Genomic DNA, 25,638 nt, shown 5'->3' with positions numbered 1-25,638 from the left:
TGTCGGTAATGAGGAAGACCATATTGATACCTACAATGTGGTCATTTTTGTTTTTGGACACTTACAGTGGTGTGTTTGGAAGGACAAATATTTTGCCCGAACCCTGAAAATACACACCATTACCGCTCGGATTTTTCGCCCTTGATAGCCCATTTCGCATTCTAAATTTTCATATGTTGTCTTTTATCAATAGGAAGTGTGATCCAGTTAAAGTATGGAAAAAGCGAAAAGTGTTCCCAGTCTCATTTATTCAACGAAGTGTTTTATTTGTATTATAAGATTACGTAATATTTTTGTGTTATCGCAAATACTGAGAGAGAAAACGCCTTATAGCTCGTGTTTGCCAATTTATCTTTCACTTACGAACGCTGTCTTTGTATTATAATAATGGATTAGATATGAAACAAATTACTCTAAAAACCTTACTCGCTTCTTCTATTTTACTTGCAGTTGGTTGTGCGAGCACGAGCACACCGACTGTTGATTTCCCAAATAACAAAGAAACTGGTGAAGCGCTTCTGACGCCAGTTGCTGTTGCCGCTAGTAGCCATGATGGTAACGGACCTGATCGTCTCATTGACCAAGACCTAACTACACGTTGGTCTTCAGCGGGTGACGGTGAGTGGGCAATGCTAGATTATGGTTCAGTTCAAGAATTTGATGCGGTTCAAGCATCTTTCAGCAAAGGTAACGAGCGCCAGTCTAAATTTGATATTCAAGTAAGTGTCGATGGTGAAACCTGGACAACCGTACTTGAAAACCAACTGAGCTCAGGTAAAGCGATCGGCCTAGAGCGTTTCCAATTCGAGCCAGCAGTGCAAGCGCGCTACGTAAGATACGTTGGTCACGGTAACACCAAAAATGGTTGGAACAGTGTGACAGGGTTAGCTGCGGTTAACTGTAACATTAACGCATGTCCTGCTAGCCATATCATCACTTCAGACGTGGTAGCAGCAGAAGCAGTTATTATCGCTGAAATGAAAGCAGTGGAAAAAGCACGTAAAGATGCGCGCAAAGATCTTCGTTCAGGTAACTTTGGTGTAGCAGCGGTTTACCCTTGTGAGACCTCAGTTGAATGTGACACACGCAGTGCACTGCCAGTTCCGACAGGCCTGCCAGCGACACCAGTTGCAGGTAACGCGCCAAGCGAAAACTTTGACATGACGCATTGGTACCTATCTCAACCATTCGACCATGACAAAAACGGTAAGCCTGATGATGTTTCTGAGTGGAACCTTGCAAACGGTTACCAACACCCAGAGATCTTCTACACAGCTGACGATGGTGGTCTAGTCTTCAAGTCTTACGTGAAAGGTGTTCGTACCTCTAAAAATACTAAGTATGCGCGTACAGAGCTTCGCGAAATGATGCGCCGTGGTGACCAGTCTATTAGCACTAAAGGTGTTAACAAGAACAACTGGGTATTCTCAAGCGCACCTGAGTCTGACTTAGAAGCTGCTGCTGGTATTGATGGCGTTTTAGAAGCAACGTTGAAAATCGATCACGCAACAACAACAGGTAATGCGAACGAAGTAGGCCGCTTTATCATTGGTCAGATTCACGATCAAAACGATGAACCAATTCGTTTGTACTACCGTAAACTGCCAAACCAAGCAACGGGTGCGGTTTACTTCGCACACGAAAGCCAAGACGCAACTAAAGAGGACTTCTACCCTCTAGTGGGCGACATGACGGCTGAAGTGGGTGACGATGGTATCGCACTTGGCGAAGTGTTCAGCTACCGTATTGACGTTAAAGGCAACACGATGACTGTAACGTTAATGCGTGAAGGCAAAGACGACGTTGTACAAGTGGTTGATATGAGCAACAGCGGCTACGACGTAGGCGGCAAGTACATGTACTTCAAAGCCGGTGTTTACAACCAAAACATCAGCGGCGACCTAGACGATTACTCACAAGCGACTTTCTACCAACTAGACGTATCGCACGATCAATACAAAAAGTAATCTAACCGAATAACACTTAATATTAAAGCTATCGCAATAGCCTCCAGCCTTAGGGTTTGGAGGCTTTTTTGTGCCTGCTGTTGGTTGGGCTTAAGCGTATGATTTAATTGAGTAGGAGAGGGGTAGTTATCAGTTGCACAGAGTTTAAGACATTATCATTAAGCTCATTCAGTATTAACTTTAGTCATTATCAGTTTCAGTCACTATCCTTTCCCCAATCGCCGATCACCATTAACCTCAGTCATGATTAATCTCAGCTGATAACAGGTCATATTGGCTCTCATTCAAAGCTAAACAATGCCAATATTATTTTGGAATCGCCATAGCTAGAAAACTTCGACTTCGTTCTCAAGGTATGTACTAATGCGACGTCTACACATGAACGTATTGTTTTGCCTGGTCTACTAATAAGCGTTAGCTCGGCTGATTACTCCCGTTTTGTTCTTGAAACCGTCACTTTTGGGTTGTTTAGCAAGACTCTTAGCAACAGCCATAAATCGTGCTCTAACTCTTGCATAAATAGAAGGGCGGTTAGCCATCACTTTATTAGCGCCAATGCTTAATGAAATACTCAGGCGGGCTCAAGTCGATGATCAAACGCATCTAGTGCTCAAGGGGATACGCTTGAGGGTTAGTTGCTTGCAGGCCGTAAATACCTTGATTGTATGCTACGGTGATGCTGAATAATAATTTGTGGGTTGAGTGCAGAGCTGAGGGGTTTTGTTTATCTATGATAGATACAGGGCTTTTGAGAGGGTTAAATAAGTTAGAGAGGCAAGGGGGCATTCGTTACTAGCAGCATCGGTGCTTATTCAACGCTGAAGCAAAGTTCCGCTGAGTCAGAGAGCTTAACTGAATCGCCAGTCTGCTTTTTATTCTTGAGCTAACAATAAAAAATCCCTATCAAATTACGTTGATAGGGATTTGTTTTATCTAGCAATCAAGTCAAACAGACTTTCTAGTGAGAACTAGAATAGGTCTGAATCTAGGTTGTCGAAGTAGGTGTATGTCCCTTTTGAACCATTGTCACCATTGTATAGCGCAATAGCGGTCGGGGAACCACCTGCACTTTCAGCTTTTAACCCAGTGTAGTCTGTTCCATCAACATTGACGGTAATGTCTGTATCTACCCATGAAATGGTCACATCTACCCATGTGTCTTTTGAGTATGAAGCAAGGTCAACTTGGCTGCCTGATTCGTTGCGGAATTTAATCATACTAGATGTAAATACAACTTCAGTGAAGCGACCACTAGATGATGCATCGTTATTAGAACCTAAGAAAATGTATGATGCTTTTACATAGCCATCGCTAGGGATGTATACAGATGTAGAAACAGAGCCAGTTTCTGCTGCGCCATTAGCAAAGTCGCGGCCAACGATAGCTTTGTTATTATCAGTGGTTGAGTCCGCACCATCTTCAATTCGTAAAGAGTTAGAACCCGACTTGGCAAAGTCACTACTGATCACTGCTGTATTTAAAACCCCATCAACACCTTTTGTCTGGTACGCAGGGTTAGCCACATCGATCTGCGTACCTACAGTATAAGAATCGAAGTTGTCTGTTACTTCGCCGGGCTCTGGATCTGGATCTGGATCTGGTTCAGGTTCTGGCTCAGTATTGCCGCCATCAACAACAACTGTCGCTTCCGCAGTATTGTTGTTGTACGGATTACCTGATAGCGCTTGGCCATTCGGGTAATTGTTAAAGTTATCTTCAAACACTAGCTCATCAGAAGCTGTGTCATTCGAATAAACTTTAAAGTTGTCAGCGTTTAACTCGTAGTGTGTTGTGTTAGAAGTATCACCAAGCTTCAATGACACGATAGTAACGGCAGATTTGTCGAAAGCCTCAAAACCGTTGCCGCTATTGTCGTATACAGTGTCATTGACTTTGAATGTGTAGTAACCGCTCGCCCAACTGATTTCAACCGCGAGATCTTCACCTAAAGTGTAAGTGCCTACAGGCTCATCAGGAATTTGAGGTTTACCGCTACTATCGGTAACCGTGGAACGGTAGAAAATTTCTCCAGCATTAAAAATAACTTCGCCGTGTAAATTAGTGTTAGAAGTACCAGAAGCGTAGAGACTAATATAAGCGTTGTTACCTGAACCATTCGCTTCTTGCTCGGTGTTTTCATCTACTTGGTAGATTAAGTCAACGGTTACCTTTCCTGATGCGATACTGTCTACTGTTGCCCCTGTGCTGCTGTCAGACAATTTCAAACGTAGTTCACCCACATCATTCTTTACACCACCATTGTTGGTGTCCAAAATTTGAACGTAGCCATTGATACCATTTGCTTCATTGGCTTTACTGATAGCTTCTTGTACGGCGTCAGTCGCAGTTTGGTCTGAACCAGAGTAGTCTATGCCAGTGGTGTTATCTGAAATATTCAGAGCACCAGCGTCATCGAAAGAAAAAACACCATCTAGAATTTCGATCGTTGATGTGCCTGTTTCATAATATGTGAAAGAGACCGTACCGGCTTCTTCATCATAATTATTAGTAGAAGCACTTGCATCTTTAATCGTGTAAGTACCTAAGTCATCATCATCGTCATAGTATTTATGATTGCCATCTTCTTGGAAAACATAAACATTTGGTAGATCAGCGTTTGATGACGCGGATATTGAAGCGGAGTTACCATCACTGATTTGCCAGTAACCCGTAGTTAATGCTGAAGGTTGGTTACCTGGATCAGTAGAACCATCGGTCGGGATAGGTAAACCGTCACTGTTACAACCAAATAATAAACCTGTCGAAAGAGCGACAGCTGTAGCGACTTTAGAAATCTGCATAAAATATTCTCTTTATGATATTAAATCCATATGTAAATCACATAAGAAATAGATAATGAATAGTCGTTAAATATTTATTAGGATGAAACTAACGTTAATTAGAACATCCTATTATTTAAATAAAGTGCTTAAAATATGCCCCAAAAATTTACAAGAGGAGAGGGGTATTTTATAAATTGACTATTTCTAATTAGAATGAGTAAGCAACACCAACACGGTATTTTGCTTCGCGATCTTTAGAAGATGAGCTGATATCAGAAGACCAAATCTCAGCAAAAGGTTTCCAAGAACCGAACTTGTAGTTTACTTTTAAGCCAGCATCCCATTCCCAGTCATCACTATTATAAAGAAGTACGTTATCCAAAGATTTTACATAGTTTGCTTCGTAAGAAAGACCAAGCTTCGGTAGAGACTCAATTTTATATGCACCTGTTAGCGTTATTTTGGATTTTTGAGCTGATTCTAAACGTTCGCCAGTTTCTGAATCCTTATCACCAAACTGTGTATGGTTGCGGAAATCAGCATACTCGTGACGGTAACGAATGGCAGTCGTTAATCCCATATCCGCATTATAACCAACACGGAATTGAGGTTTGTAAGTGACTTTTTTCATCTTCCAGTCACCGCCGTTGTAGTTCGGCTCATCCCAGTCCCAAGCGATCGGCATACCAACTTGTAGATACCAGTTGTTATCGACTTTGTAAGTTGCTGTATTTTCTACTTCCATACCGTAAATATACCAATTGCCGTCATAGAAGCTTCTACTGTTTGCTGATTTAACTTCGCCAGAATCTGCGTCGTAGTAAGAATCGTCAGTATGGAATTTAACTTCAAGGCCCGTTGAGTGCTTCCACTTATCTGACAGTTTAAAGCTTTCACCTAGCTTCACTCGGTGTTGATGGCGAGCGTCTACGTGAGCCGTGTCGCCATTTGTTTTTGTATAATCCGTCGCAGCACGATACTCGTAACGATAATCAAGAGATGCACCAGTAGCTGTGCCCGCTAAAAGAGTACATGCAACAGCTGCAGCAATTTTTGTAACAGAATTCATACCTTTGTCTCACTATTATTTTTTAATTCTGGATACATCCAATGTACCCGTGGCTCACAAACCAATACCTTACATGGTATTAAATTAATGTATGACAAATATGGTATTTATTATTGAGTCAGATTTCTGTGAGATCTATCAAAAAGTTCTGACTAATGGCCCAAGTATATAGCTAAATGTTATGAATATCTCAATTTAGGGCTTGTGTATTAAATCAATCATGACGTACTTCTCATATTCACAAACCTTAGAAACTCACTTTTTTGCATGTGTTAAAATAATACAAATATTAAGTGTTTCTATATGTTAATAATGATGATTTTAACCATCGTGGCTTAAACATAGGGAGCATGTTGAGAGGCATAAATATAAACCATAGCCAGATGTTTAATAAAAGTTACAAAATGGCTAAATGTAAATTCTATTTATCGGTTGGCTTATTTAAGTCGAAGAGAAAATATTTAGTACTAATTCGTGTTCAAAAGTGGTTTCTGTACTGAGTGTGTACTCGGTATCTGTTAACAATAAAGGATGAGTCATGTTTAAGAAAAACATATTAGCAGTGGCGCTATTAGCGACTGTACCAATGGTTACTTTCGCAAATAACGGTGTTTCTTACCCCGTACCTGCCGATAAATTCGATATGCACAATTGGAAAATAACTATACCTTCAGATATCAATGAAGATGGACGTGTTGACGAAATCGAAGGGGTGGCAATGATGAGCTACTCACACAGCGATTTCTTCCACCTTGATAAAGACGGTAATCTCGTCTTTGAAGTACAAAACCAAGCTATTACCACGAAGAACTCGAAAAACGCACGCTCTGAGTTACGCCAGATGCCACGCGGTGCTGATTTCTCAATCGATACGGCGGACAAAGGAAACCAATGGGCATTGTCTAGCCATCCATCAGCAAGCGAGTACAGTGCCGTTGGCGGCACGCTAGAAGCGACCCTAAAAGTGAATCACGTAGCGATTAACGCTAAGTACCCAGAAAAGTACCCAGCTCACTCGGTGGTTGTTGGTCAGATTCACGCTAAAAAACATAATGAGTTAATCAAAGCTGGAACTGGTTACGGGCATGGTAATGAACCACTAAAGATCTTCTATAAGAAGTTTCCTGGCCAAGAAATGGGTTCAGTATTTTGGAACTATGAGCGTAACCTAGAGAAAAAAGATCCTAACCGTGCCGATATAGCTTACCCTGTTTGGGGTAACACTTGGGAAAACCCAGCGGAACCGGGTGAAGCAGGCATTGCTCTTGGTGAAGAGTTTAGCTACAAAGTGGAAGTGAAAGGCACCATGATGTACCTAACGTTTGAAACAGAACGTCACGATACGGTTAAGTATGAAATCGATCTGAGCAAGGGTATTGATGAGCTTGATTCACCAACGGGTTATGCTGAAGATGATTTCTATTACAAAGCGGGCGCATACGGCCAATGTAGCGTGAGCGATTCTCACCCTGTATGGGGACCTGGTTGTGGCGGTACTGGCGATTTCGCTATCGATAAAAAGAATGGCGATTACAACAGTGTGACTTTCTCAGCGCTTAAGTTGAACGGTAAATAGCACATAGCATAACCAATAGGCTAGCTAGACGCAGTCCTTAAGGAATATTTTCGAAGACCACTTAACCGAATGTTGAGTGGTCTTTTTGTTTTATATGAGTTTTAAGATGACCTTGGTATTAATGTGACCTTGGTATCAATGAGGGTGTGCTGAAGCCTACCAATGAATGGTACAGCTGAAACAATACAACCTTGTCAAAAGACAAGGTTGTAATCAGAAAGCGTAGAAAGATTTTAGGACGGCGACTCGATACCGGACTTAGTCATACATCAACTCTTTAGCTTTGTCGGCATCAAACTCCTTTAGAGACTTTCGAGCTAAGTGACGGAATGGGAAAGCTTTAACGACTTCTTCGAATGGTTGGATAGCAAAGGCCCAAAAGATAGAGCCATCTAAACCAAAGATGATCAATGCACACAATGGAATTGAAATTACCCATTGACCAGTAAAGTTGATTTTGAAGACTGCGGTCGTTTTTCCTAGTGCTCTTAGTACATTCCCATGAACCGTGTTGTAGCCACGAACAATTGGCAAGAATATGTAGAGTGGGGCGATAACGGCCAATGCTTGATAGGTAGATTCATCCAAGTTCGGGTAAATGTCACCAATGACCAGACTTAATCCTGCGAATAAGAGTGCACAAACGAAAGAAATGACGACTGCAATATCGATGCTGGTATCGACGTTTTTGACTAGGTCATCCATCTTTTTGGAGCCAATCGCTTGGCTGATAGTAATCGCGGAAGAGTGAGCCCAAGCGGTAATAAATTGAGAGACAGCCCTGATCCAAGGCATCACCAAAGTAATCGCTACGTAAGCGTTGATGTTAAGTTGCGAATACAACAATTGATATATCGTTGCGCCAATCAAAAGCATGGTCACGTTCGCTGCTACAGGGAATATTTCGATAAAGTGACGGCGAACGTTGGTAAAGAATTCAGAGCGCTGAGCGTCTAATTTGAGTGAAATCGCTGAGCTTAAATGCACGCACAAAACCAAATACAGCAAGCGGATCGTTATTGCAATAATGCTGCCTAATGCAGCGCCTTGTACTCCAATCCCTTCAAAATTAGAAAAACCATGAATCAGCACATATGAGAGTACAGCATTGATAGGCAGTTCAATTAAGTAACCTTTGAATGGGACTTTAGTTCTGCCTAGCGCATTAAATAAAGCAATGATCACCTGCGTTAACGCGGTAAAAATAACGATGTATTTCGAGATGTCTAGATAGCGGCTGATTTCTAAGTGAAGGGAAGCGTCATCTGTTAAAGCTTGAATCAAGGGTTGTTCGAAAAAAGTAAGTAGAAGCCAAAATAGTGTTGCTACGCCAAGGTTGATAAATAACCCTGCCCAAAATGCTTTAGATAATGATGCGGCGATGCCAGAGCCCACTGCGCGGCTTAATACTAACTGAGTACCGTTTGCCAGCGCCATTTGAATTCCCAGTACAAAGGCAACGATAGTCGTCGCAATCCCCATTGCAGCTAAAGGGATTTCACCAAGAGGAGAGACAAGCAGTGTGTCGATCATCAACATCGACTGCATCAAGATACCGTTTAAGGCGAGGGGCCAGGCGAGAGAGAAATTTTTCCTTACGTACGATTGTGAAGACACAAACAACACCTTATGTGTATAACCGTAAGCTTTCTCTGAGGTGGCGGAGTAGAGCGTTTAAAGAAGAAAACACTACGGTAGTTGATGGTTAAAAAATGGGTGCTAAAACAAGACTGACTTGTGTCTTTGAAAAACAAGTCAGTTTGGTTAATCTCGGTTATGCGATGGCTAATTCAACCCTAGAGAGCTTTTGGTTCTCATCGTCTAGCAGGACTTGAGAAGCAATTCGAGCTTGCTTGGCATCGCCAGACATTATTGCGTCGTAAATCGCTTTGTGTTCTTCTAAACAGAAGCGACCGCCTTCAGCGGAGTGGTCGATAAACTGCTTGAAGATAGTCGACAGAATGTTCGCGAATGGAATGTAAAATTGATTACCTGTCGATAAGAAAATCGTTTGGTGAAACAGGTGATCGTTGGTCGTCCACTCTTCATAATCGAAGCTATTTGCTGCGATGGTCATTTTCTGGAAAAGAATCGAAAGCTCTTTGCGTTGCTCTACAGTTGCATTGGTTGCAGCGAGCGCACACGCTTCCGGGTCAATCGCTTTTCTTAAGCCTAAAAATTGAGACAAGAAGGGTTTAGTATCTTCTAAATCTTGGATCCAGTACAGCAATTGCGGGTCCAAGAAGTGCCACTGTGTTCTCGGTTTGATACGAGTGCCCACTTTTGGCTTCGACTCGATTAAACCTTTTGCCGAAAGTAGCTTAGTTGATTCTCGAAGGGCAGTTCTGCTCACTCCAAAGATTTCGCACAGCTCCATTTCGCTGGGTAACTTTTGATTTTCTTCTAACTCGCCTGACAAGATCTTGCGAGCAATTTGTCTCGCCACTTGAACATGAATTCGGCGGCTTGAATCTTCCACCAATGTAAATATTGACATTTAAACCACCTGAAATTGAAACTTTGAAAACACTAAAAGCCAGACGAATCTGGTGTTTAGTGTCAGTGTATACGTCGAATTTAGTGTGAGGTTTTCCCTCATCTACTCGGGTCTGTTAACCTTATATAGTGTGGCGAACTTAAATCGCTGAGTGAGCTTATATAAACCAGCTAACTAGGGCGTTATTTGTCCGCCGTTAACATCTAGGATTTGACCTGTGATGTAACCGCTGCAAGCATGTGAGGCAAAGAAAGCAAAAGTAGGTGCTACTTCTTCAATACTGCCAAAGCGACCCATAGGGATATTGCTAGCAATGGTCGACTTTAGCTCATCGCTTTTGCCGTCATGAAATGCGGTATCGATAGTGCCTGGTGAAACTATGTTGAAACGGATATTGTCTTTAGCAAATTCTTTTACCCAGTTCCGATGGATATCGTGTAACCAAGCTTTCGATGCGGCATATACACCAGCACCCACACCACCACCTTCACGAGCGGCAATCGAACCCGTGCTAATCACACAAGATGTTTGCCCGGACTCAGCAGCAGAGGCGCGTAAGTGCGGGATAGAGAACTTGGTTGTCATCAGCGCAGAGCGAACATTAAGGTTCATTACGCGCTCATAAAACTCATCATCGATATTTTCTAGATTGGCGCGACCACCAAGGCCACCGGCGTTGTTAATCAACACGTCCATGCCACCAAAATGATCAGTGAACTCTTTGACTAACCTTTCGCACTCTAATGTGTCCATTAGGTTTGCAGGAAAAAAGGCAACATCGCCACCCAGTGCGGTAAGTTCAGATAGAACGTCATCAACTTTTGGGCTAGAAGCACGACTATTGATACCAATTTTTGCACCATACTTTGCGAAAATACGTGCTGTAGCTAAGCCCATACCTGCAGTAGAGCCAGTAATTAGAATGCGTTTGCCTTTTAAATCGTTAAACATCACAGTCGCCTATATTGTAGATTATTCGCGTTAATAAATCATACAATAACACTTGCAGTATTCAAGGATAGTCATCTCAAAACTGATCATCAACGACATAAATAGTGAGAGTAAGAGTCGTTTTGTGAGTTTGCGCATACAAAAAACGGTGTAAATAAGAACCATTTGTATGAATAAATGTTTTTAATTAGTTTGATGAACTAAATACTTATAATATTCATAAAATCTTCGCTAGCCTATATCATTCGTGACCTCACGTTATTCTTATACTTAGTTGGTGCAGATATAAATCAGTGCTATAGTCCGAGTTAAATAATACATATCTAATAAGTAAGTAGACACATGGCTGGCTCTTTCAATTCGATTTCAGGCTCTAAGCGAAGCCTTCATGTGCAAGTTGCACGTGAAATCGCACGTGGTATTTTGTCGGGCAATTTGCCTCAAGGCTCTATCATTCCTGGTGAAATGGCTCTGTGTGAGCAATTTGGAATTAGTAGGACTGCATTAAGAGAAGCGGTTAAGCTTCTTACTTCAAAAGGCCTACTAGAATCTCGACCAAAGATCGGTACTCGCGTTGTTGACCGTGCGTTCTGGAACTTTTTAGACCCGCAATTGATCGAATGGATGGATGGTTTGGCAGATACAGACCAATTCTGTCATCAGTTTTTGGGCTTACGTCGCGCGATTGAACCAGAAGCATGTGCATTGGCTGCTCAGTTCGCGAGCGCTGAACAACGCATTGAACTGTCGGGCATTTTCCAACAGATGGTAGAAATATCAGGTGCTGAAGAGTTTAACCAAGACAGTTGGCTAGATATTGATATGAAATTCCATAGCCTCATCTTCAATGCAACAGGTAATGACTTTTACCTTCCATTTGGCAATATCTTAACGACAATGTTTGTTAACTTTATTTCTCATTCTTCAGAAGAGGGAAGTACGTGTATTAATGAACACCGTCAAATTTATGAAGCAATCATGGCGGGTAACAGTGATAAAGCACGCCAAGCTTCTGCAAGTCATCTATTAGATACTAACCACAGATTGCCAGTAGCAAGCTAGCTTAGTGTTTTGGGTGAGGTTTCAACTCTAAGGTCTTAGCCGTTTCTATCGAGCGTTGCTCTGGATACCTAGTGGAGTCAACCTAAAATTGCTGTTACTACAGACAGTTATCTATTGAAAGCACGTTTAATACGTGCTTTTTTTACATCCAAAATTGATGAAAACTTGACCGATGTCCAATATTTAGTCTTATGTGCGTTGTTTTGCTAAAACCGCTAGTAACCAGCATTGTTAGTTATATAATAATACTAATCAAATTAATGCGAGTGTGATTATATGCCTCAGTCTCTATTGCCAAATATTCTTCAGTTCATCGGTCAGATAGACCCTTTCGATAAGATCCCTAAAGAAGCGCTTCGTGACCTCGCTTTTAATGTTCAGATTACCTATCTAGCCAAAGGGGATGTCGTCGATCTATGCGAGTCAGGAAAAGAAAAGTCGCTCTATATCATTCGAACAGGATCTATGGAGCAAAGAAAATCGGACGGTGTGCTTCGTGCCCGTCTAGGCAGTGAAGATTTGTTTGGCTTTACGTTCTTAGATTCTGAAGTCAACGACGAAAAAGGCTATAGAGCTGTCGCAATCGAAAACACCTTACTTTATGTGATTCCACACTCGGCACTTCAAACGCTTTTCAAAGCCTTTCCAAGTTGCGCAGAACACTTTGCTTCACAGGCGCAGGTTCGCTTGAAGTCGGCACTGGATGTGGTCTGGTCGAATAAAGAGAAAGGCCTGTTCATTCGTAAAGTTGAGGAAGTGGCAAGCGGGCAGGTGGCAATTGTTAAGTCTGAGCAAACCATCCAGTCGGTTGCGGTTGAAATGCTTCATCAACGCTCACCGTGTGCCGTGATCTATGAAGGTGAAACCATTGTTGGTTTGATCACCGACCGAGACATGACTAAGCGAGTGATTGCCCACGGCGTGAGTACTGATAGCCTGATCTCAGAGGTAATGACGCACTCTCCACTTACTGTAAAACCGGATGATCTGGTGCTGCATGCGGCCTCTATCATGATGCAATTTAATATCCGTAACTTGCCCGTTGTGAAAGAGAATAAGGTCGTTGGTCTTCTTACTACGTCTCATTTGGTTCAAAACCACCGTGTTCAAGCGATATTCTTGATCGAGAAAATCAAATACGCGGGCAGCGTGAAAACCATGTCTTCGTTCACCTCAGAGCGACAAGCTATTTTTGAAGCGCTGGTGGAAGGTAAAGTGGCGCCTGAAACCGTCGGCAAGGTAATGACCATGATTATGGACGCCTACACCCGTCGATTGATTCAAATAGCGATTGATAAGTTAGGCCCACCACCGTGTGATTTCTCTTGGATCGTAGCCGGATCGCACGCACGTAATGAAGTGCACATGTTGTCGGACCAAGACAGCGCGATTGTTCTTGCTGACGATGCAACCGACAGTGACCGTATTTACTTCAAACACTTAGCGATGATGGTGACCAACGGCTTAGCAAGCTGTCACTACCCATTATGTCCAGGTAAATTCATGGCTGCGACGCCAAAATGGTGTCAGCCACTCAGTGTATGGAAGCACTACTACAAGAAGTGGGTGGCTAACCCAGAGTACGAACGCTTGCTTAATATCAGTGTGTTCCTAGAAATTCGTACTATCTACGGCAACAGTGAGTTCGAAGGTATTCTGCGCGATGAGCTGCATAGCAATATTCGCGGTAACCGTGAGTTTTTAAGCACGCTAGTGAAAGACGCGGTCAATACCAACCCGCCACTTGGCATCTTCAATAGCTTAGTGCTAGAGAAGTCAGGTGAGAATAAGAAAACGTTGAACGTGAAGAAGTACGCGATCAACTTGATTATCGACTTAGCGCGTATTTATGGCCTTGCTGTGGAGTGCGATTTGTCGGCGACTGACGAACGTTTCGCTGCTGCCAATGAAAAAGGCATGCTGAGCGACGATGCATTCAAGAACATTCTGGGTGCTTACCAGTTCATTCTCTCTTTCCGTTTTGGCCATCAACTTGAAGCGCTGAAGAACGGGGATGTGCCTGACAACAACATCAACCCAGATAGCTTTGGTAGCTTTGAGCGTAAACACTTGAAAGATGCCTTTAGGATCATTGCTGACCTTCAAGAAGCGGCGAAAATTCGTTTCGGAGCACGTTAATGAAGCTATGTTCAACTAATAAATGTTTAAAACGAATGCTAAACTATTTTCACCCGCTTGAACGAATTAAACGCAAGCGTAAGCAATATTTGGGTACGGTTAAGCTGCCAGAAGCGTTACATGATCTGGTAGAACAGCCTTGTCCTGAAATGACGGATTTGGCCAAAGACAGCGACTATATCGTGTTGGATCTCGAAACCACAGGCTTAGACAGCGAACAAGATCTTATCTTGTCTATGGGATGGGTCGATGTGGTGAAAGGACGAATCGATTTGGCTTCTGCCAAGCATATCTACCTGAACAATGATTCTCAGATTAACGCTGAAACTGCGGTGATTAACCACATCACACCACAGATGCTGGAAGAGGGCGCATCTATTCATGATGCGATGCTCACTTTCTTCGAAGCAGCGAAAGGCAAGATTATCGTCGCGCACGCGTGTGTAGTCGAAGAGAAGTTCATTAGCCAATACCTTCTTCGCTGCTACGGTTTAAGAGCGATTCCTCTGCTTTGGCTTGATACCTTGTGTATTGAGAAAAGCATGGAGAAAGCGATCAGCAATCATGAAGAAGTCGATTTAACCTTGGCAGGGACTCGCGAAAGGTACGGGCTTCCTGAGTACAACAGCCACAATGCATTAGCCGATGCCGTTTCGACAGCGGAATTGTTTTTGGCTCAGCAGAAGCGAGTTGTGCCTAACGATAATGTGACCGTTGCCTTTCTCTATCGGATTAGTCACTAGGAAAAAGAGCTGCAAATGCGCGGCTCTTATTTTACTGATTTTAAAGGAAAAAAAGCCAGCGATTAAGCTGGCTTTTGTTTAGGTCTTAGAAAATTAGGACAGTAATTATCTTAGATTATTCATGTAGCTATCGATTAGAAGCTGTAAGTTAGACCAACACGGCTACGCAGTTCACGAGTCGCTTTAGTTGATGAAGTGCTCACATCACCAAACTCTACATATGGTGCCCATTGACCCATAATATGGCGAATGCTTGCGTTCAACTCGTAGTTGGTATCGTCGTTGTCGTAGATGTCATAGCCATCCGCTTTGTAGTAGTTACCTTCTAGACCAAAGCGCCAGTTTTCCATTGAGTAGTTAACGTTTGCCGTTAGACGGTGACGACGTTGATTAGAAACGTTTTTATCAACCGTGATTGGAACACCGTCACTATCAACAATAACATCACCATTGTCATCGAATTGATACTCTGAGCTGCTAGTGTTCTGTCTCATATCGTAACGGTAACGAGCACTTAGGCTTAGGCCATCAACGCTATCCACTTTGTATGTTGCACGAACTTGAGGCTTGTATGTAACGCCAGATTCACGAGCTTCAATTGGCATACCGTAAGTCATTGTCCAGTTATCGTTTAGTACATGACGGTAGTTTAGACCAAGCTCCCAACCATTGTTCTTCAAATCTTCCATGAATTTACCGTCTTCTCCCTTGAATTTCGCTTCGATATCTACAAGGAAGTTGCCAATGCTATCGCCAAGTTTTACACGAGTAGCGTGTTGATCTGTATGACTCTTGTATTCGTGTCTCATATCGAAAGACGCAGCAGATACAGAGCCAGCAGCGAGTACAGATGCCACAGCAATCACGATTTTAGTTTTATTCATGGTATTAATTCCATATTTATATGGTTGAGTATTGGCCATAATTACAAGCCAAATAGAGTAGTTCTTGTCTTAAATGCATTTTGTTTTTGAAATTATTTCTTGGTTATTTCAAATTTGTTTTGCATTTAAATAATACAAATATGGTAGCGATCCGAGGCGTGATGATCTGTGAACTTGATCGTGTTGTTAGGACAAAACCACTATTTACAAAGGGTTACAAAATCGAGTTGTTTCGTTAAGTTGATGTTTTTTAGTGATTTGTTTGGCTGTTGATAATGGTTTTGAAGAGTTTTGTTCATCAATAAATGTGCGCTACAGCAAAAAATTGAACCTTTAGATATCATTTTTATTTGTAATACATTATTATTTACTAAATTTCTGTAGCAACACATAACTTTGCTGTGTTGATTGCATGAACAGACGGTGTGAAGCCGAATAAGTAAGAGTGGTCTTGAAGCTAAATGGATTAAATCCACCGCTTTAAGAACATGAGACATTTACTTGAGGTGATTTAAAGCTCAATCAGAGAAGGTTTGAAATGTAGTAGGCAAGGTAGTGACATAGCCTGCTATATAAGTATGAACTTGATAGGAATGAACTGGGTTCGAATCGTTACCCGTTGTTCTCATCAGCGACAAAGAAGAAATCGTTGAAGTGCTTGCGAAAGCATTTTGATTATTGCTCCCAACTATTCTAATTATAACTTCTGCTTTCATCTAGAAAGGTAGGAGATGGTAGTCGAAGATCTACCCTTGCGCTCATGTTGATACAGGCAACATGAGCGTTTTTTTATTTGAAATTTGAGTAGAGAGTCGTGTGCGGCTCAATAAGCGTGTAAACCGCGGCTTAAGAATAGGCTTTTAGGTTGATGACAACACGCTCAAGTGAGTCTGTTACAGCATCAAAGCCACGAACATTCACGCTTAATCACATGAATGTTCGTTTCTCTTCTCTTCTCTTCTCTTCTCTCTTAGTTGCAGACGTGTAGCTGCAAACTTTAACAGCAGGCGTTTAGTTATATCAAAGAGCTCCGTGAGAGCTGTTCTTGAGGCTTAGCTTTCTGTAGGCATCCACACCTGTTTAGAGGTGACTTTGTGATCTTTAAAGGTCAGTTCTTCAACTTTGTCACCGTTAGTATTCCAGCGAGTAAGTTTTCCGTTCGCGACTTCACCTTCATCAAACTTCGCTTGGCTGGCCTTATTTCCGTTCGGGTAGTAGTCCGTTACCAATCCATCTTTTTGTCCGTCGCTGTATTCAGCTGTCAGGCTTTGTTCCCCATTGGGATACCAGCGAGAGGCGGTGCCTGATAGTTCATTGTCTTTATAATTGAGTTCTGCTTTTTTCTGTCCGTTTGGATACCAGGTTTCAGCTTTGCCTTGCAGTTCACCTTTTACGTAATTCACTTTAGAAGCGACTTGGCCATTCGGATACCAGTTAGTTTCTAGCCCAAGTTCTAAGCCATCGGCAAACTGAGCTTGGGTCGCGACTTGGCCGTTATCGAACTTCTCTTCAAATTGACCAGTGAAAGGTTTTGAATGGTTTACTTGGTAAGCCACGCCTTTACGCATCTGTAAGTAGTCAACAGCATCTTCACGCGGTGTTGCTGCATAGCTCATAGAAGATACCGTACTAAGAGCAATTAAGATTGGAACGTATTTCTTCATAATGACACCTTTTTATTGGACGGGGAAAGTGTAACGGGTGTGTTAAAAGCATTTCACTTCCGTGTATCCCTGTCAGTATCTAATAGTGGTTTTCAAGTTTTCATTATTGGCTGCCTAATATAGGGAACTTTTAAAAGCAAATTATCGATTTTATTTGTACTACAAATGCATTGGTTTAATTCATTTTTATAAATTATATCTAACGATATTTTTGCTGCTCTTCTTTAAGCTTTGATCGTCAAGAATAATAGTTTTTAACGATGAATCTTCGATTTTTAGAGACTTTGTTCATGTTTTTCGGGGTTTTGGTCGAAATTTAGTGCGGATAACTGCACTGACTTGAGGAATTGCGCTCCTAGGTGGTGCAACTTTGAACTCGATCACTTGTATGATTAATTGAGTGTCAGACTGTAAGATCATTGTCACGCATTTGGATTATTGTAGTACAAATATGCTTGCCATTTATTTATAGTGACCTCAACAAAAAAACATAAATAAAAGGTCTAACGATGGAACTCAATACCCTGATAGTTGGCATCTACTTCCTATTCTTAATTGCGATAGGGTGGATGTTTCGAACGTTTACAAGTACGACAAGTGATTACTTCCGTGGGGGAGGTAATATGCTGTGGTGGATGGTAGGTGCAACCGCATTTATGACCCAGTTCAGTGCTTGGACATTTACTGGTGCAGCAGGTAAAGCCTTTACCGATGGCTTTGCCGTAGCGATTATCTTCATCGCGAACGCATTCGGTTACCTAATGAACTACCTTTACTTCGCTCCGAAGTTCCGTCAACTGCGTGTTGTGACGGTAATTGAAGCGATTCGTATGCGTTTTGGTAAGGTGAATGAGCAAGTATTTACTTGGTCTGGTATGCCAAACAGCGTTATCTCTGCAGGTATTTGGTTGAATGGTCTAGCAATCATCGCATCGGGTATCTTCGGCTTTGATATGACAACGACGATTGTCCTAACGGGTCTGGTTGTACTAGTAATGTCAGTAACAGGCGGCTCTTGGGCGGTAATCGCATCTGACTTTATGCAGATGGTTATCATCATGGCGGTAACGGTGACGTGTGCTGTGGTTGCGATTTACCACGGTGGCGGCGTTACGCAGATCGTTAACGACTTCCCAACAGATTCATTCATTACGGGTGATAACCTGAACTACATGAGCATCTTCAGCATCTGGGCTGTGTTCATCTTCTTAAAGCAGTTCAGCATCACCAACAACATGCTTAACTCTTACCGCTACCTTGCTGCGAAAGATTCAAATAACGCACGTAAAGCAGCTCTACTTGCTTGTGTACTAATGACGCTTGGTCCAATCATCTGGTTCATGCCTTCTTGGTTCATGGCAGGTCAAGGTGTTGATTTAGCAGCAGCTTACCCAGAAGCTGGCAGCAAAGCCGCTGACTTCGCTTACCTTTACTTCGTTCAAGAATACATGCCTGCAGGTATGGTTGGCCTTCTGATTGCCGCTATGTTCGCAGCAACAATGTCTTCAATGGACTCAGGTCTAAACCGTAACTCAGGTATCTTCGTTAAGAACTTCTACGAGCCGATTCTTCGTCCTAAAGCGACAGAGAAAGAGCTAATGGTTGTTTCTAAACTAACGTCTACCTTCTTCGGTATCGCGATCATCTTGGTTGCTCTGTTCATCAACTCTCTTAAAGGTCTGAGCCTTTTCGACACCATGATGTACGTGGGCGCATTGATCGGCTTCCCAATGACAATTCCAGCATTCTGTGGCTTCTTCATCCGTAAAACACCGGATTGGGCAGGTTGGGGCACGCTAGTTGTAGGTGGTGTGGTTTCTTACTTCGTTGGTTTCGTTATCACTGCGGACATGATTCAAAACTGGTTCGGTCTAAATGAACTAACTGGCCGTGAGTGGGCTGACCTGAAAGTGGCTATCGGCCTTATCGGTCACATCATATTTACTGCTGGCTTCTTTGTTCTTTCAACACTGTTCTACAAGCCTCTTGCTGAGCACCGTGAGAAAGACGTAGACAAGTTCTTCAACAACCTAGCGACGCCACTAGTTGCTGAAAGTAATGAACAGAAGAAACTGGATAACAAGCAACGTCGTATGTTGGGTTCACTTATCGCGGTAGCGGGTGTGGGCGTAATGACTATGTTCGTACTGCCAAACCCAATGTGGGGACGCATGGTATTCGTTCTGTGTGGCTTGATTGTGTTCTCTGTTGGTCTGTTACTTGTTAAAGCAGTCGATGACAAAGTCGAGCAACAAGACGAAGTGACTCCAGCTGAAGGCTAATTTAATACGCATCCTAAATAACATCACGGCCACCTGAACGGGTGGTCGTCATTTTTATAATCCAAACTTTAATGTGAGATGTACGATGAACAAAAAACTATTATCGGTAAGCATTATTAGCGCGTTCACACTCGCTTTTGCAACAGGCTGTACAACACAAGAAAAAACAGCACCCGTAGTCAGTGTCGCTGAACAAGCTACGCCTGCTGTTAGCGAAATTGACCGTAGTTACCTATTGAGCAGTGACCGCTTAACAGAGGTAGATGGCGACACTTTAGCCGTTGCTTCGGAAGAGCAAGTGGCTGCGCTTAAAGCACAATTTGAAAACCTAAAAGATGGCGACGAAGTGGTTATCCCTGCCGGTAAATACGCGAACTTAGGTCAAGTGACGATCACGGCGAATGACATCACTATCAAGGCAGAGCAAGCAGGTTCTGCGTGGATCACGGGGTTGATTCAGTTTGAACTGAAAGGCGATGACATCACGCTTGATGGCTTGGTATTTACTGAAGGCGGCCCTAAAGAACGCTTTGGTGCAGTTCGTATGATGGGTAATGGCAATACGCTTCAAAACTCAACATTCTACTACTTCAACCACGATTACACGTACGAGCCAGACGAGCGTCGTTCTGAGTATCCAAAGTACCTTTGGGTTTCTCTATGGGGTAAAGACGGCAAAGTCATCAACAACCGTTTCGAAGGTAAGCAAAAACGCGGCACTTTGATTGGTGTACAAAAAGATGACACAGCTGACAACCACCTGATCGCAAATAACATCTTCATGGATCAAAAGCCTAACCAGTTCAACGAATTCGACATCAAAGAAGCGATTCGTTACAACGGCAACAGCTGGGAAGCGATCCGTATTGGTGATTCTAAATCCTCACAGTGGGATTCAAGTTCTAAGTTCGTGAACAACCTAATGATCGATATGGATGGTGAGCGTGAGCTTATCTCGATTAAGTCGGGCGACAACACGATCTCAGGCAACACGATCTTCCAAAGTGCAGCTCTTATTTCACTGCGCCACGGTAAAGGCAACACAGTTGAGAACAACATGATTCTTGGCAATGGAAAGCGCCTAACGGGCGGCATTCGTATCTACGATGAAGATCATGTGATTCGCAATAACTACATTGCCAACACTCGTGGTCGTGATGGTGTGATTGAAGGCAACGCTGACCTACGTGGCGGCATTGTTATTAACACGGGCATCATCGACGTAGCGAATGGTGAGCAGCTAGATCAATCGGTGAAAGGCAAAGAGCTTAATAAGCAGTGGACACCGAAAAACATCACGATCGAGAATAACTCTCTAGTTGATACTGAGTGGGGCATTGTTTACGGCAACCAAAGTCACCGTGTAAGCCTGTTCAACAACGCAGAAGTGGAAGGCATTTATGCGGGTGTTGATGTGGCGTTTAAACACAATGTGGTTGATAACTCGCAGTCACCTGAATTTGTAAGTGTCCGTGCAACGCAAGATTTCCCACTAGTTGGCGCAACCTACACAGACGAAACTTACGTAGGTCAAGTAACGGATTCTGAACTGATCGAAGGCTACTCGGTTGAGCTACCAAAAGTCGTTGTAGAAAATGGCATTAACGCTTACCAAGATGAAGGCGCAGACGTGTCTAAACTTGCGGTTGTGACAGCTGAAACAGCGGGCCCAGACTACTTGCTTGAGAATACGACTAAGTAATTTATTAGTTAATGGCTAATGGCTAATGGCTAAAGGTTAATGGCTTGAGCTACCAAATCAATTCACGATAGCTGTCCTGACCATAACACTTAAAAAGCCTCAACAGATAATGTCTGTTGAGGCTTTATCGATCTTAGGTCGTGATCATCTCAATCTTACGTCGAGACTACTGTGATTTATACTTATGCAGTAGATCCCAAGGGATATGACATAAGTGGTGATCTTCAGGGAAGTCACTTAAGTGATGCTGGTGGATGTCGTCGCTGGCAACATAATTGGTCAACGGCAACACCTCAACAGCGATACGGTCGGCATCATCTCTTGAAGAAATATAGTGCTTAGCTTCGGTTAAGTGTTCTGCATTAGTGCTGTATACACCTGTGCGGTATTTCTCTCCGACATCGACACCTTGTTTATTCAAGCTGTAAGGGTCGATAATCTCAAACAAGTGTTCCATCAAAATCGTGACTGACGTGATGTTTGGATCAAATTCAATTTGTACGCACTCCGCGTAGCCATTGTAATCGCTTTGTGTGCCGTCGCTTTGTGTCGTTTTGTTCTCTGTTGGCTGGGCGCTTCCATTAGCACGGCCTGCTTCTGTGCTGATAACACCAGGAACGTACTTAATAAATTCTTGTACACCCCACAAGCAGCCGCCAGCTAAATAAATTTGTTCCATACTTCTCTTTGAGCTCTCTGTGTTTGTTGATGTTCGTTAGGTACCCGAATCAATACGATGATACCCGTACGTATAAAAAAGCGTCTATAAAAATGAGCGCGCAAATAAAAACAAGCGTTTAGGCATTGTAAACCTGTGCGACTGAACAAACATAAGTTTAATATGATTTGTGATTATATAAGTCAGTATTGCTTTGTCATCAACTCGAATCTCAACATCAAGTGAGCGTTACTCTAAACATGTTTGATCAAATAAAAGATTTCATTAATCCGAGCAAGAACCCAGACTTGACTCAGGCTCATGAATATCAGCGCAAGCATCTTCCTACATTGTGGCTGTTGGGCAAAACGGGGGCGGGCAAGTCATCGTTTATTCAAGCGGTCACGGGCGACTCTTCTGTAGAAGTGGGCAATGGTTTTGCGCCTTGTACCATGACGGCGATGTCGTATGAGTTTCCGCAAGACAAACCCGTGATGAGGTTTCTTGATACCAGAGGACTCAGCGAAGCGAATTACGATGCGAAAGAGGATTTGGAAGAGATTGGTCAGGCAGGTAATGCGTTAGTCGTTGTAATGAAAGCCGACGAACCTGAACAATCCGCTGTGCTTACGGCTCTAAAACAGATTAAGAAACAGAAGAAGATTAAACACTTGTTGCTGGTTCATACGGCGGTGTTGTCTTCCAGTGAACCAGATCGAGCAAGGCAAATTCAGTTCAACACCAACCAAGTAGAGAAGGCTTGGGGTAAAGAGTTTGAATCGGTAGCGGTCGATTTCGAAACGGATGACAACGCTATGTCTAACAGCGAAGCGGTTTACAACTATGACATCTTGTTAGAAAAGCTGAGCAGTATTCTTCCGGTGATAGGAATGATGGTGCAAGACAAAGAACATTCCACGCAAGAAGAAGCCAACTTTGATCAAGTAGAAAACGAAGTGCTTTGGTATGCAGGAAGTGCCGCAGCGAGTGACCTGATTCCGGGTGTTGGTTTGGTGTCGGTACCTGCGATTCAAGCCAAAATGCTTCACAGCTTGGCCAATCAATATGGGGTCGAATGGAATAAGAGAGTCTTTAGTGAGTTGATAGGCACTCTGGGAAGCAGCTTTGCTTTGCAATACGGAATGAAGCTGGGCACTCGACAGTTGATAAAGCTGATTCCAGTTTATGGTCAAACGGTAGGGGCGGTGGCTGCAGCGGCAATGAGTTTCGGCACCTCTTATGGTTTAGGTCGCGCGGCTTGTTTTTACTTCTATCATAAGAACAAAGGTGAAGAAGTGTCTGAACAAGAGATGCAGAAGATCTACAAAGAATCTCTGAAAAAAGGAAAGGCGGCGTCGGGTTATGAAGAAAATTAGAAACCTATTTCGATTACTGGCGGTGCTATCGAGCGGACGCTGGGGCATTGCCCTGATTTCGGCGATCTTCCCAAGTATTATCATGATGGGTTTTGGTGTCTTCTTGGCGATCAAATACGGTTATCTACTCGAAATGTCGATTGCCATTGCCGTGAGTACCTTGGTGTTCACCATTCCTTTATTCATTTCTAGCCGTTCTTCAAGCCGCTCTTCAAATAAAGAGTCTTTCTCGAATAAAGAGAGTGGCGGCCTTGGCGAGGATACTGCTGAAGCTGAATCACAGCATAAAAAAGCTGATATCAACGATGCATTGGTTAAGGCTTCGGCTGATTGGTCTCAAAAAGAGCTGTCGATCTGGAATGATTCAAAACACCATGTACGCCAACAATTAATGGTCGACATAGAGTGGGGTAACCTAGACCAAACCGGTTTAGAGGTACTTGAATTTGTTGCGAAAAAGTTTGATAAGAAATCACTCGATTTTTCGATTCCTGAAGGGCTAAAGCTGTTCGAAGAGGTCAGCCGACGCTACAAATTGGTAGTGCGAGAGCATATCCCCGGCATTGAGTATCTCAAGGTTTCTTACATCAAAGCGGGCTACGAAGCCTACGATAAATACGGTGAGCTAGGACAGAAGATCTTCAAAGCGGCTATTTGGGGTAACCACCTTAAAAACTTGTATTTGAATCCACTCAAGGTGATTTCTGATTTAGGACGAGAGCAAGCGACATCTTCAATGACAAGAGGTGTGGTTGATGACATGCAATACGCCGCCAAACAAGCCTTATTAGATGAAGTTGCGGCGGTGGCGATTGATCTCTATAGCGGACGTTTCAGCATTGAAGATGAAGCATTGAAAGCGTCCGATGTGTCTGAACTCGACGAACAACGCTTTGCTCCAGAGTTAGAGCCCGTGCGAATCGTGCTGGTGGGGCAAACGAGCTCTGGTAAATCTTCACTGATTAATGCCCTTAAGCAAGAGCTGGTTGCCGAAGTGGATGTACTGCCATCAACCGACACTTCAACGGTTTACAACGCGTTTGTCGACGACAATGATGTTCGCGTGGTTGATCTTCAAGGGCTTGATGGCAATCCTAAAACCGAAGCCTTAATGCTGAAAGAGATGACCCAAGCCGATGTGGTGTTATGGGTGCTTAAAGCTAATCAATCTGCGCGTGATTTGGATAAGCAATTGAAAGATAGATTTGATGCTTTCTATGACGATCCTAACAACATCTCACGCAAGAAGCCGATTGTGGTGTCGGTTGTGAATCAGGTAGACAGATTAAAGCCTGTAGACGATTGGCAACCGCCGTATGACTTAGAGAATCCAACATCGACCAAAGCGAAGATCATTGCTCAAGCGCTCGAATACAATCATATATTGCTGCAAACCGATATCGTATTACCGCTGGCGATTGCGCCAGAAAAGGTACAGTTTGGTTTAGATACTTTAAGGCAGACGTTGATAGAGCGTATCGCTGACGCAAATAACGTTCAGAGAAACCGCCAACGTTTAGAAGCCATGAAAAGAGGCTCGTCGGTTAAAGGCCAACTGAATAAAGCAGTCAAAGTGGGTAAGAAGGTGGCACCCAGCGTATTGAAAGCGGCGACACCAAAACTGGCTGAAATGGCCATCAAGCAAGCCGTGAAGAAGAAGTAAGTCATTCACTGCGAATACGGTTCTGGTGAGGTTTGAGCCTCATCAGAATTTATCTTTTCTAGATCGGCGAGTTTTGGATCTTGGCTTTATTAGATGATGGCTTTTTTAGAAAACAGCTATCTTCGCCCCTTATTAGAGAGGTGTTGATTTCAAAAGGGATTTGATATTATTAAGGTTCTCGCTGAACTAGTTTAATAGTATATAAACAGCTGTGATTCACATTTTATATAACACGCTATCGTATTTAATCATCATTCTAAATATTGATCACATTTATACTTTTTTAAGCTGTATTTATAAAACAATTGCACTATATTTAAACTTCGGATCATCTTGATTTCAACGTAGGGATATATTGTGAACATGTATCTGAAATGGCAATCAACAACTTGGCTAACCTTGTTAGCTTGGTATACCTTAGATCACCAACTCTCGTTCCACCTTTCTTCTGAGTAGTACCCTCTAGGCGTCACGCGCCAGCAAAGCAGCGAGCTTTGTTTACCTATCAGCAGCTTTGATAACCTTTGAACGTATGAATGTCGCACTTATTATTCCGTGTAGGGTATTCGTTTTTTGTCGTTATCGCTAATTATCTTAGCCTCTGTTTAGGTTTGATTAATAA

At 42.9% G+C, this 25,638-nt stretch carries 17 protein-coding genes; 9 read left to right on the top strand and 8 right to left on the bottom strand.

The window, feature by feature from the left end:
* The first annotated feature begins 398 nt into the window (after window positions 1-398).
* A complete protein-coding gene (locus AB4512_RS18275) occupies window positions 399-1,967 on the top strand; it encodes a polysaccharide lyase family 7 protein (protein WP_017069952.1) in 1,569 nt (522 codons plus the stop codon).
* A 968-nt stretch (window positions 1,968-2,935) separates the two neighbouring features.
* Here the strand turns inward: AB4512_RS18275 and AB4512_RS18270 are convergent.
* Window positions 2,936-4,768: a hypothetical protein gene (locus AB4512_RS18270; protein ID WP_372175305.1), complete on the bottom strand. Its 1,833-nt coding sequence runs from the start codon at window positions 4,766-4,768 to the stop codon at window positions 2,936-2,938.
* A gap of 190 nt (window positions 4,769-4,958) precedes the next feature.
* Window positions 4,959-5,819, bottom strand: a complete 861-nt coding sequence (locus AB4512_RS18265) for an oligogalacturonate-specific porin KdgM family protein (protein WP_017072468.1) — start codon at window positions 5,817-5,819, stop codon at window positions 4,959-4,961.
* A gap of 538 nt (window positions 5,820-6,357) precedes the next feature.
* Here AB4512_RS18265 and AB4512_RS18260 point away from each other — a divergent pair.
* Entirely contained in the window at window positions 6,358-7,395 is a 1,038-nt protein-coding gene (locus AB4512_RS18260) for a polysaccharide lyase family 7 protein (protein ID WP_017072469.1), read from the top strand.
* A 258-nt stretch (window positions 7,396-7,653) separates the two neighbouring features.
* On the opposite strand, the gene AB4512_RS18255 is transcribed toward AB4512_RS18260, so the two are convergent.
* The 3 genes from AB4512_RS18255 to AB4512_RS18245 all read right to left on the bottom strand — a co-directional run bounded on the left by AB4512_RS18255 (window position 7,654) and on the right by AB4512_RS18245 (window position 10,843).
* A complete protein-coding gene (locus AB4512_RS18255; RefSeq protein WP_081322222.1) occupies window positions 7,654-9,021 on the bottom strand; it encodes an MATE family efflux transporter in 1,368 nt (455 codons plus the stop codon).
* 148 nt (window positions 9,022-9,169) lie between these two features.
* Window positions 9,170-9,892, bottom strand: a complete 723-nt coding sequence (locus AB4512_RS18250) for a FadR/GntR family transcriptional regulator (RefSeq protein WP_017063624.1) — start codon at window positions 9,890-9,892, stop codon at window positions 9,170-9,172.
* 174 nt (window positions 9,893-10,066) lie between these two features.
* Window positions 10,067-10,843, bottom strand: a complete 777-nt coding sequence (locus AB4512_RS18245; RefSeq protein WP_065584137.1) for an SDR family NAD(P)-dependent oxidoreductase — start codon at window positions 10,841-10,843, stop codon at window positions 10,067-10,069.
* Between the two features lie 342 nt (window positions 10,844-11,185).
* Here AB4512_RS18245 and AB4512_RS18240 point away from each other — a divergent pair, with 342 nt between their 5' ends.
* From AB4512_RS18240 to AB4512_RS18230, 3 genes are all read left to right on the top strand, one after another.
* Window positions 11,186-11,905 (top strand): FadR/GntR family transcriptional regulator, encoded by a 720-nt coding sequence (locus AB4512_RS18240; RefSeq protein ID WP_010438385.1) that lies wholly within the window; start codon window positions 11,186-11,188, stop codon window positions 11,903-11,905.
* Window positions 11,906-12,181: 276 nt separating this feature from the next.
* The gene (locus AB4512_RS18235) at window positions 12,182-14,044 is read left to right on the top strand and encodes a DUF294 nucleotidyltransferase-like domain-containing protein (protein WP_017061466.1); all 1,863 of its coding nucleotides are present in this window, start codon (window positions 12,182-12,184) and stop codon (window positions 14,042-14,044) included.
* Window positions 14,044-14,787 carry a 3'-5' exonuclease gene (locus tag AB4512_RS18230; protein ID WP_229647044.1) on the top strand — a complete coding sequence of 248 codons (744 nt, stop codon included), beginning with the start codon at window positions 14,044-14,046 and terminating at the stop codon, window positions 14,785-14,787. The genes AB4512_RS18235 and AB4512_RS18230 overlap by 1 nt, the downstream gene beginning before the upstream one ends.
* Before the next feature lie 134 nt (window positions 14,788-14,921).
* On the opposite strand, the gene AB4512_RS18225 is transcribed toward AB4512_RS18230, so the two are convergent.
* On the bottom strand, window positions 14,922-15,671 hold the full coding sequence (locus tag AB4512_RS18225; protein WP_017069963.1) for an oligogalacturonate-specific porin KdgM family protein: 750 nt from the start codon (window positions 15,669-15,671) through the stop codon (window positions 14,922-14,924).
* Between the two features lie 1,052 nt (window positions 15,672-16,723).
* A complete protein-coding gene (locus tag AB4512_RS18220) occupies window positions 16,724-17,335 on the bottom strand; it encodes a toxin-antitoxin system YwqK family antitoxin (protein WP_017061462.1) in 612 nt (203 codons plus the stop codon).
* Window positions 17,336-17,844: 509 nt separating this feature from the next.
* Here AB4512_RS18220 and AB4512_RS18215 point away from each other — a divergent pair.
* Complete coding sequence (locus tag AB4512_RS18215; protein WP_017061461.1) at window positions 17,845-19,617, top strand: sodium:solute symporter family transporter; 1,773 nt, start codon at window positions 17,845-17,847, stop codon at window positions 19,615-19,617.
* Between the two features lie 85 nt (window positions 19,618-19,702).
* Window positions 19,703-21,319, top strand: coding sequence for a polysaccharide lyase 6 family protein (locus tag AB4512_RS18210; protein WP_372175304.1), 1,617 nt, complete (start codon window positions 19,703-19,705; stop codon window positions 21,317-21,319).
* A 166-nt stretch (window positions 21,320-21,485) separates the two neighbouring features.
* Here AB4512_RS18210 and AB4512_RS18205 read toward each other — a convergent pair whose 3' ends face one another.
* A complete protein-coding gene (locus AB4512_RS18205; RefSeq protein ID WP_102320530.1) occupies window positions 21,486-21,998 on the bottom strand; it encodes a peptide-methionine (S)-S-oxide reductase in 513 nt (170 codons plus the stop codon).
* Between the two features lie 239 nt (window positions 21,999-22,237).
* Here AB4512_RS18205 and AB4512_RS18200 point away from each other — a divergent pair, with 239 nt between their 5' ends.
* Window positions 22,238-23,353, top strand: a complete 1,116-nt coding sequence (locus AB4512_RS18200) for a YcjF family protein (protein ID WP_017063633.1) — start codon at window positions 22,238-22,240, stop codon at window positions 23,351-23,353.
* Window positions 23,340-25,016 carry a GTPase family protein gene (locus AB4512_RS18195; RefSeq protein ID WP_372175303.1) on the top strand — a complete coding sequence of 559 codons (1,677 nt, stop codon included), beginning with the start codon at window positions 23,340-23,342 and terminating at the stop codon, window positions 25,014-25,016. Before AB4512_RS18200 ends, AB4512_RS18195 begins: the two co-directional genes overlap by 14 nt.
* The last annotated feature ends 622 nt before the right edge of the window (window positions 25,017-25,638 follow it).

Source organism: Vibrio sp. 10N.222.52.B7, assembly GCF_041474275.1.
Taxonomy (GTDB): domain Bacteria; phylum Pseudomonadota; class Gammaproteobacteria; order Enterobacterales; family Vibrionaceae; genus Vibrio; species Vibrio crassostreae_C.
This window is presented reverse-complemented; position numbering and strand designations above follow the sequence as displayed.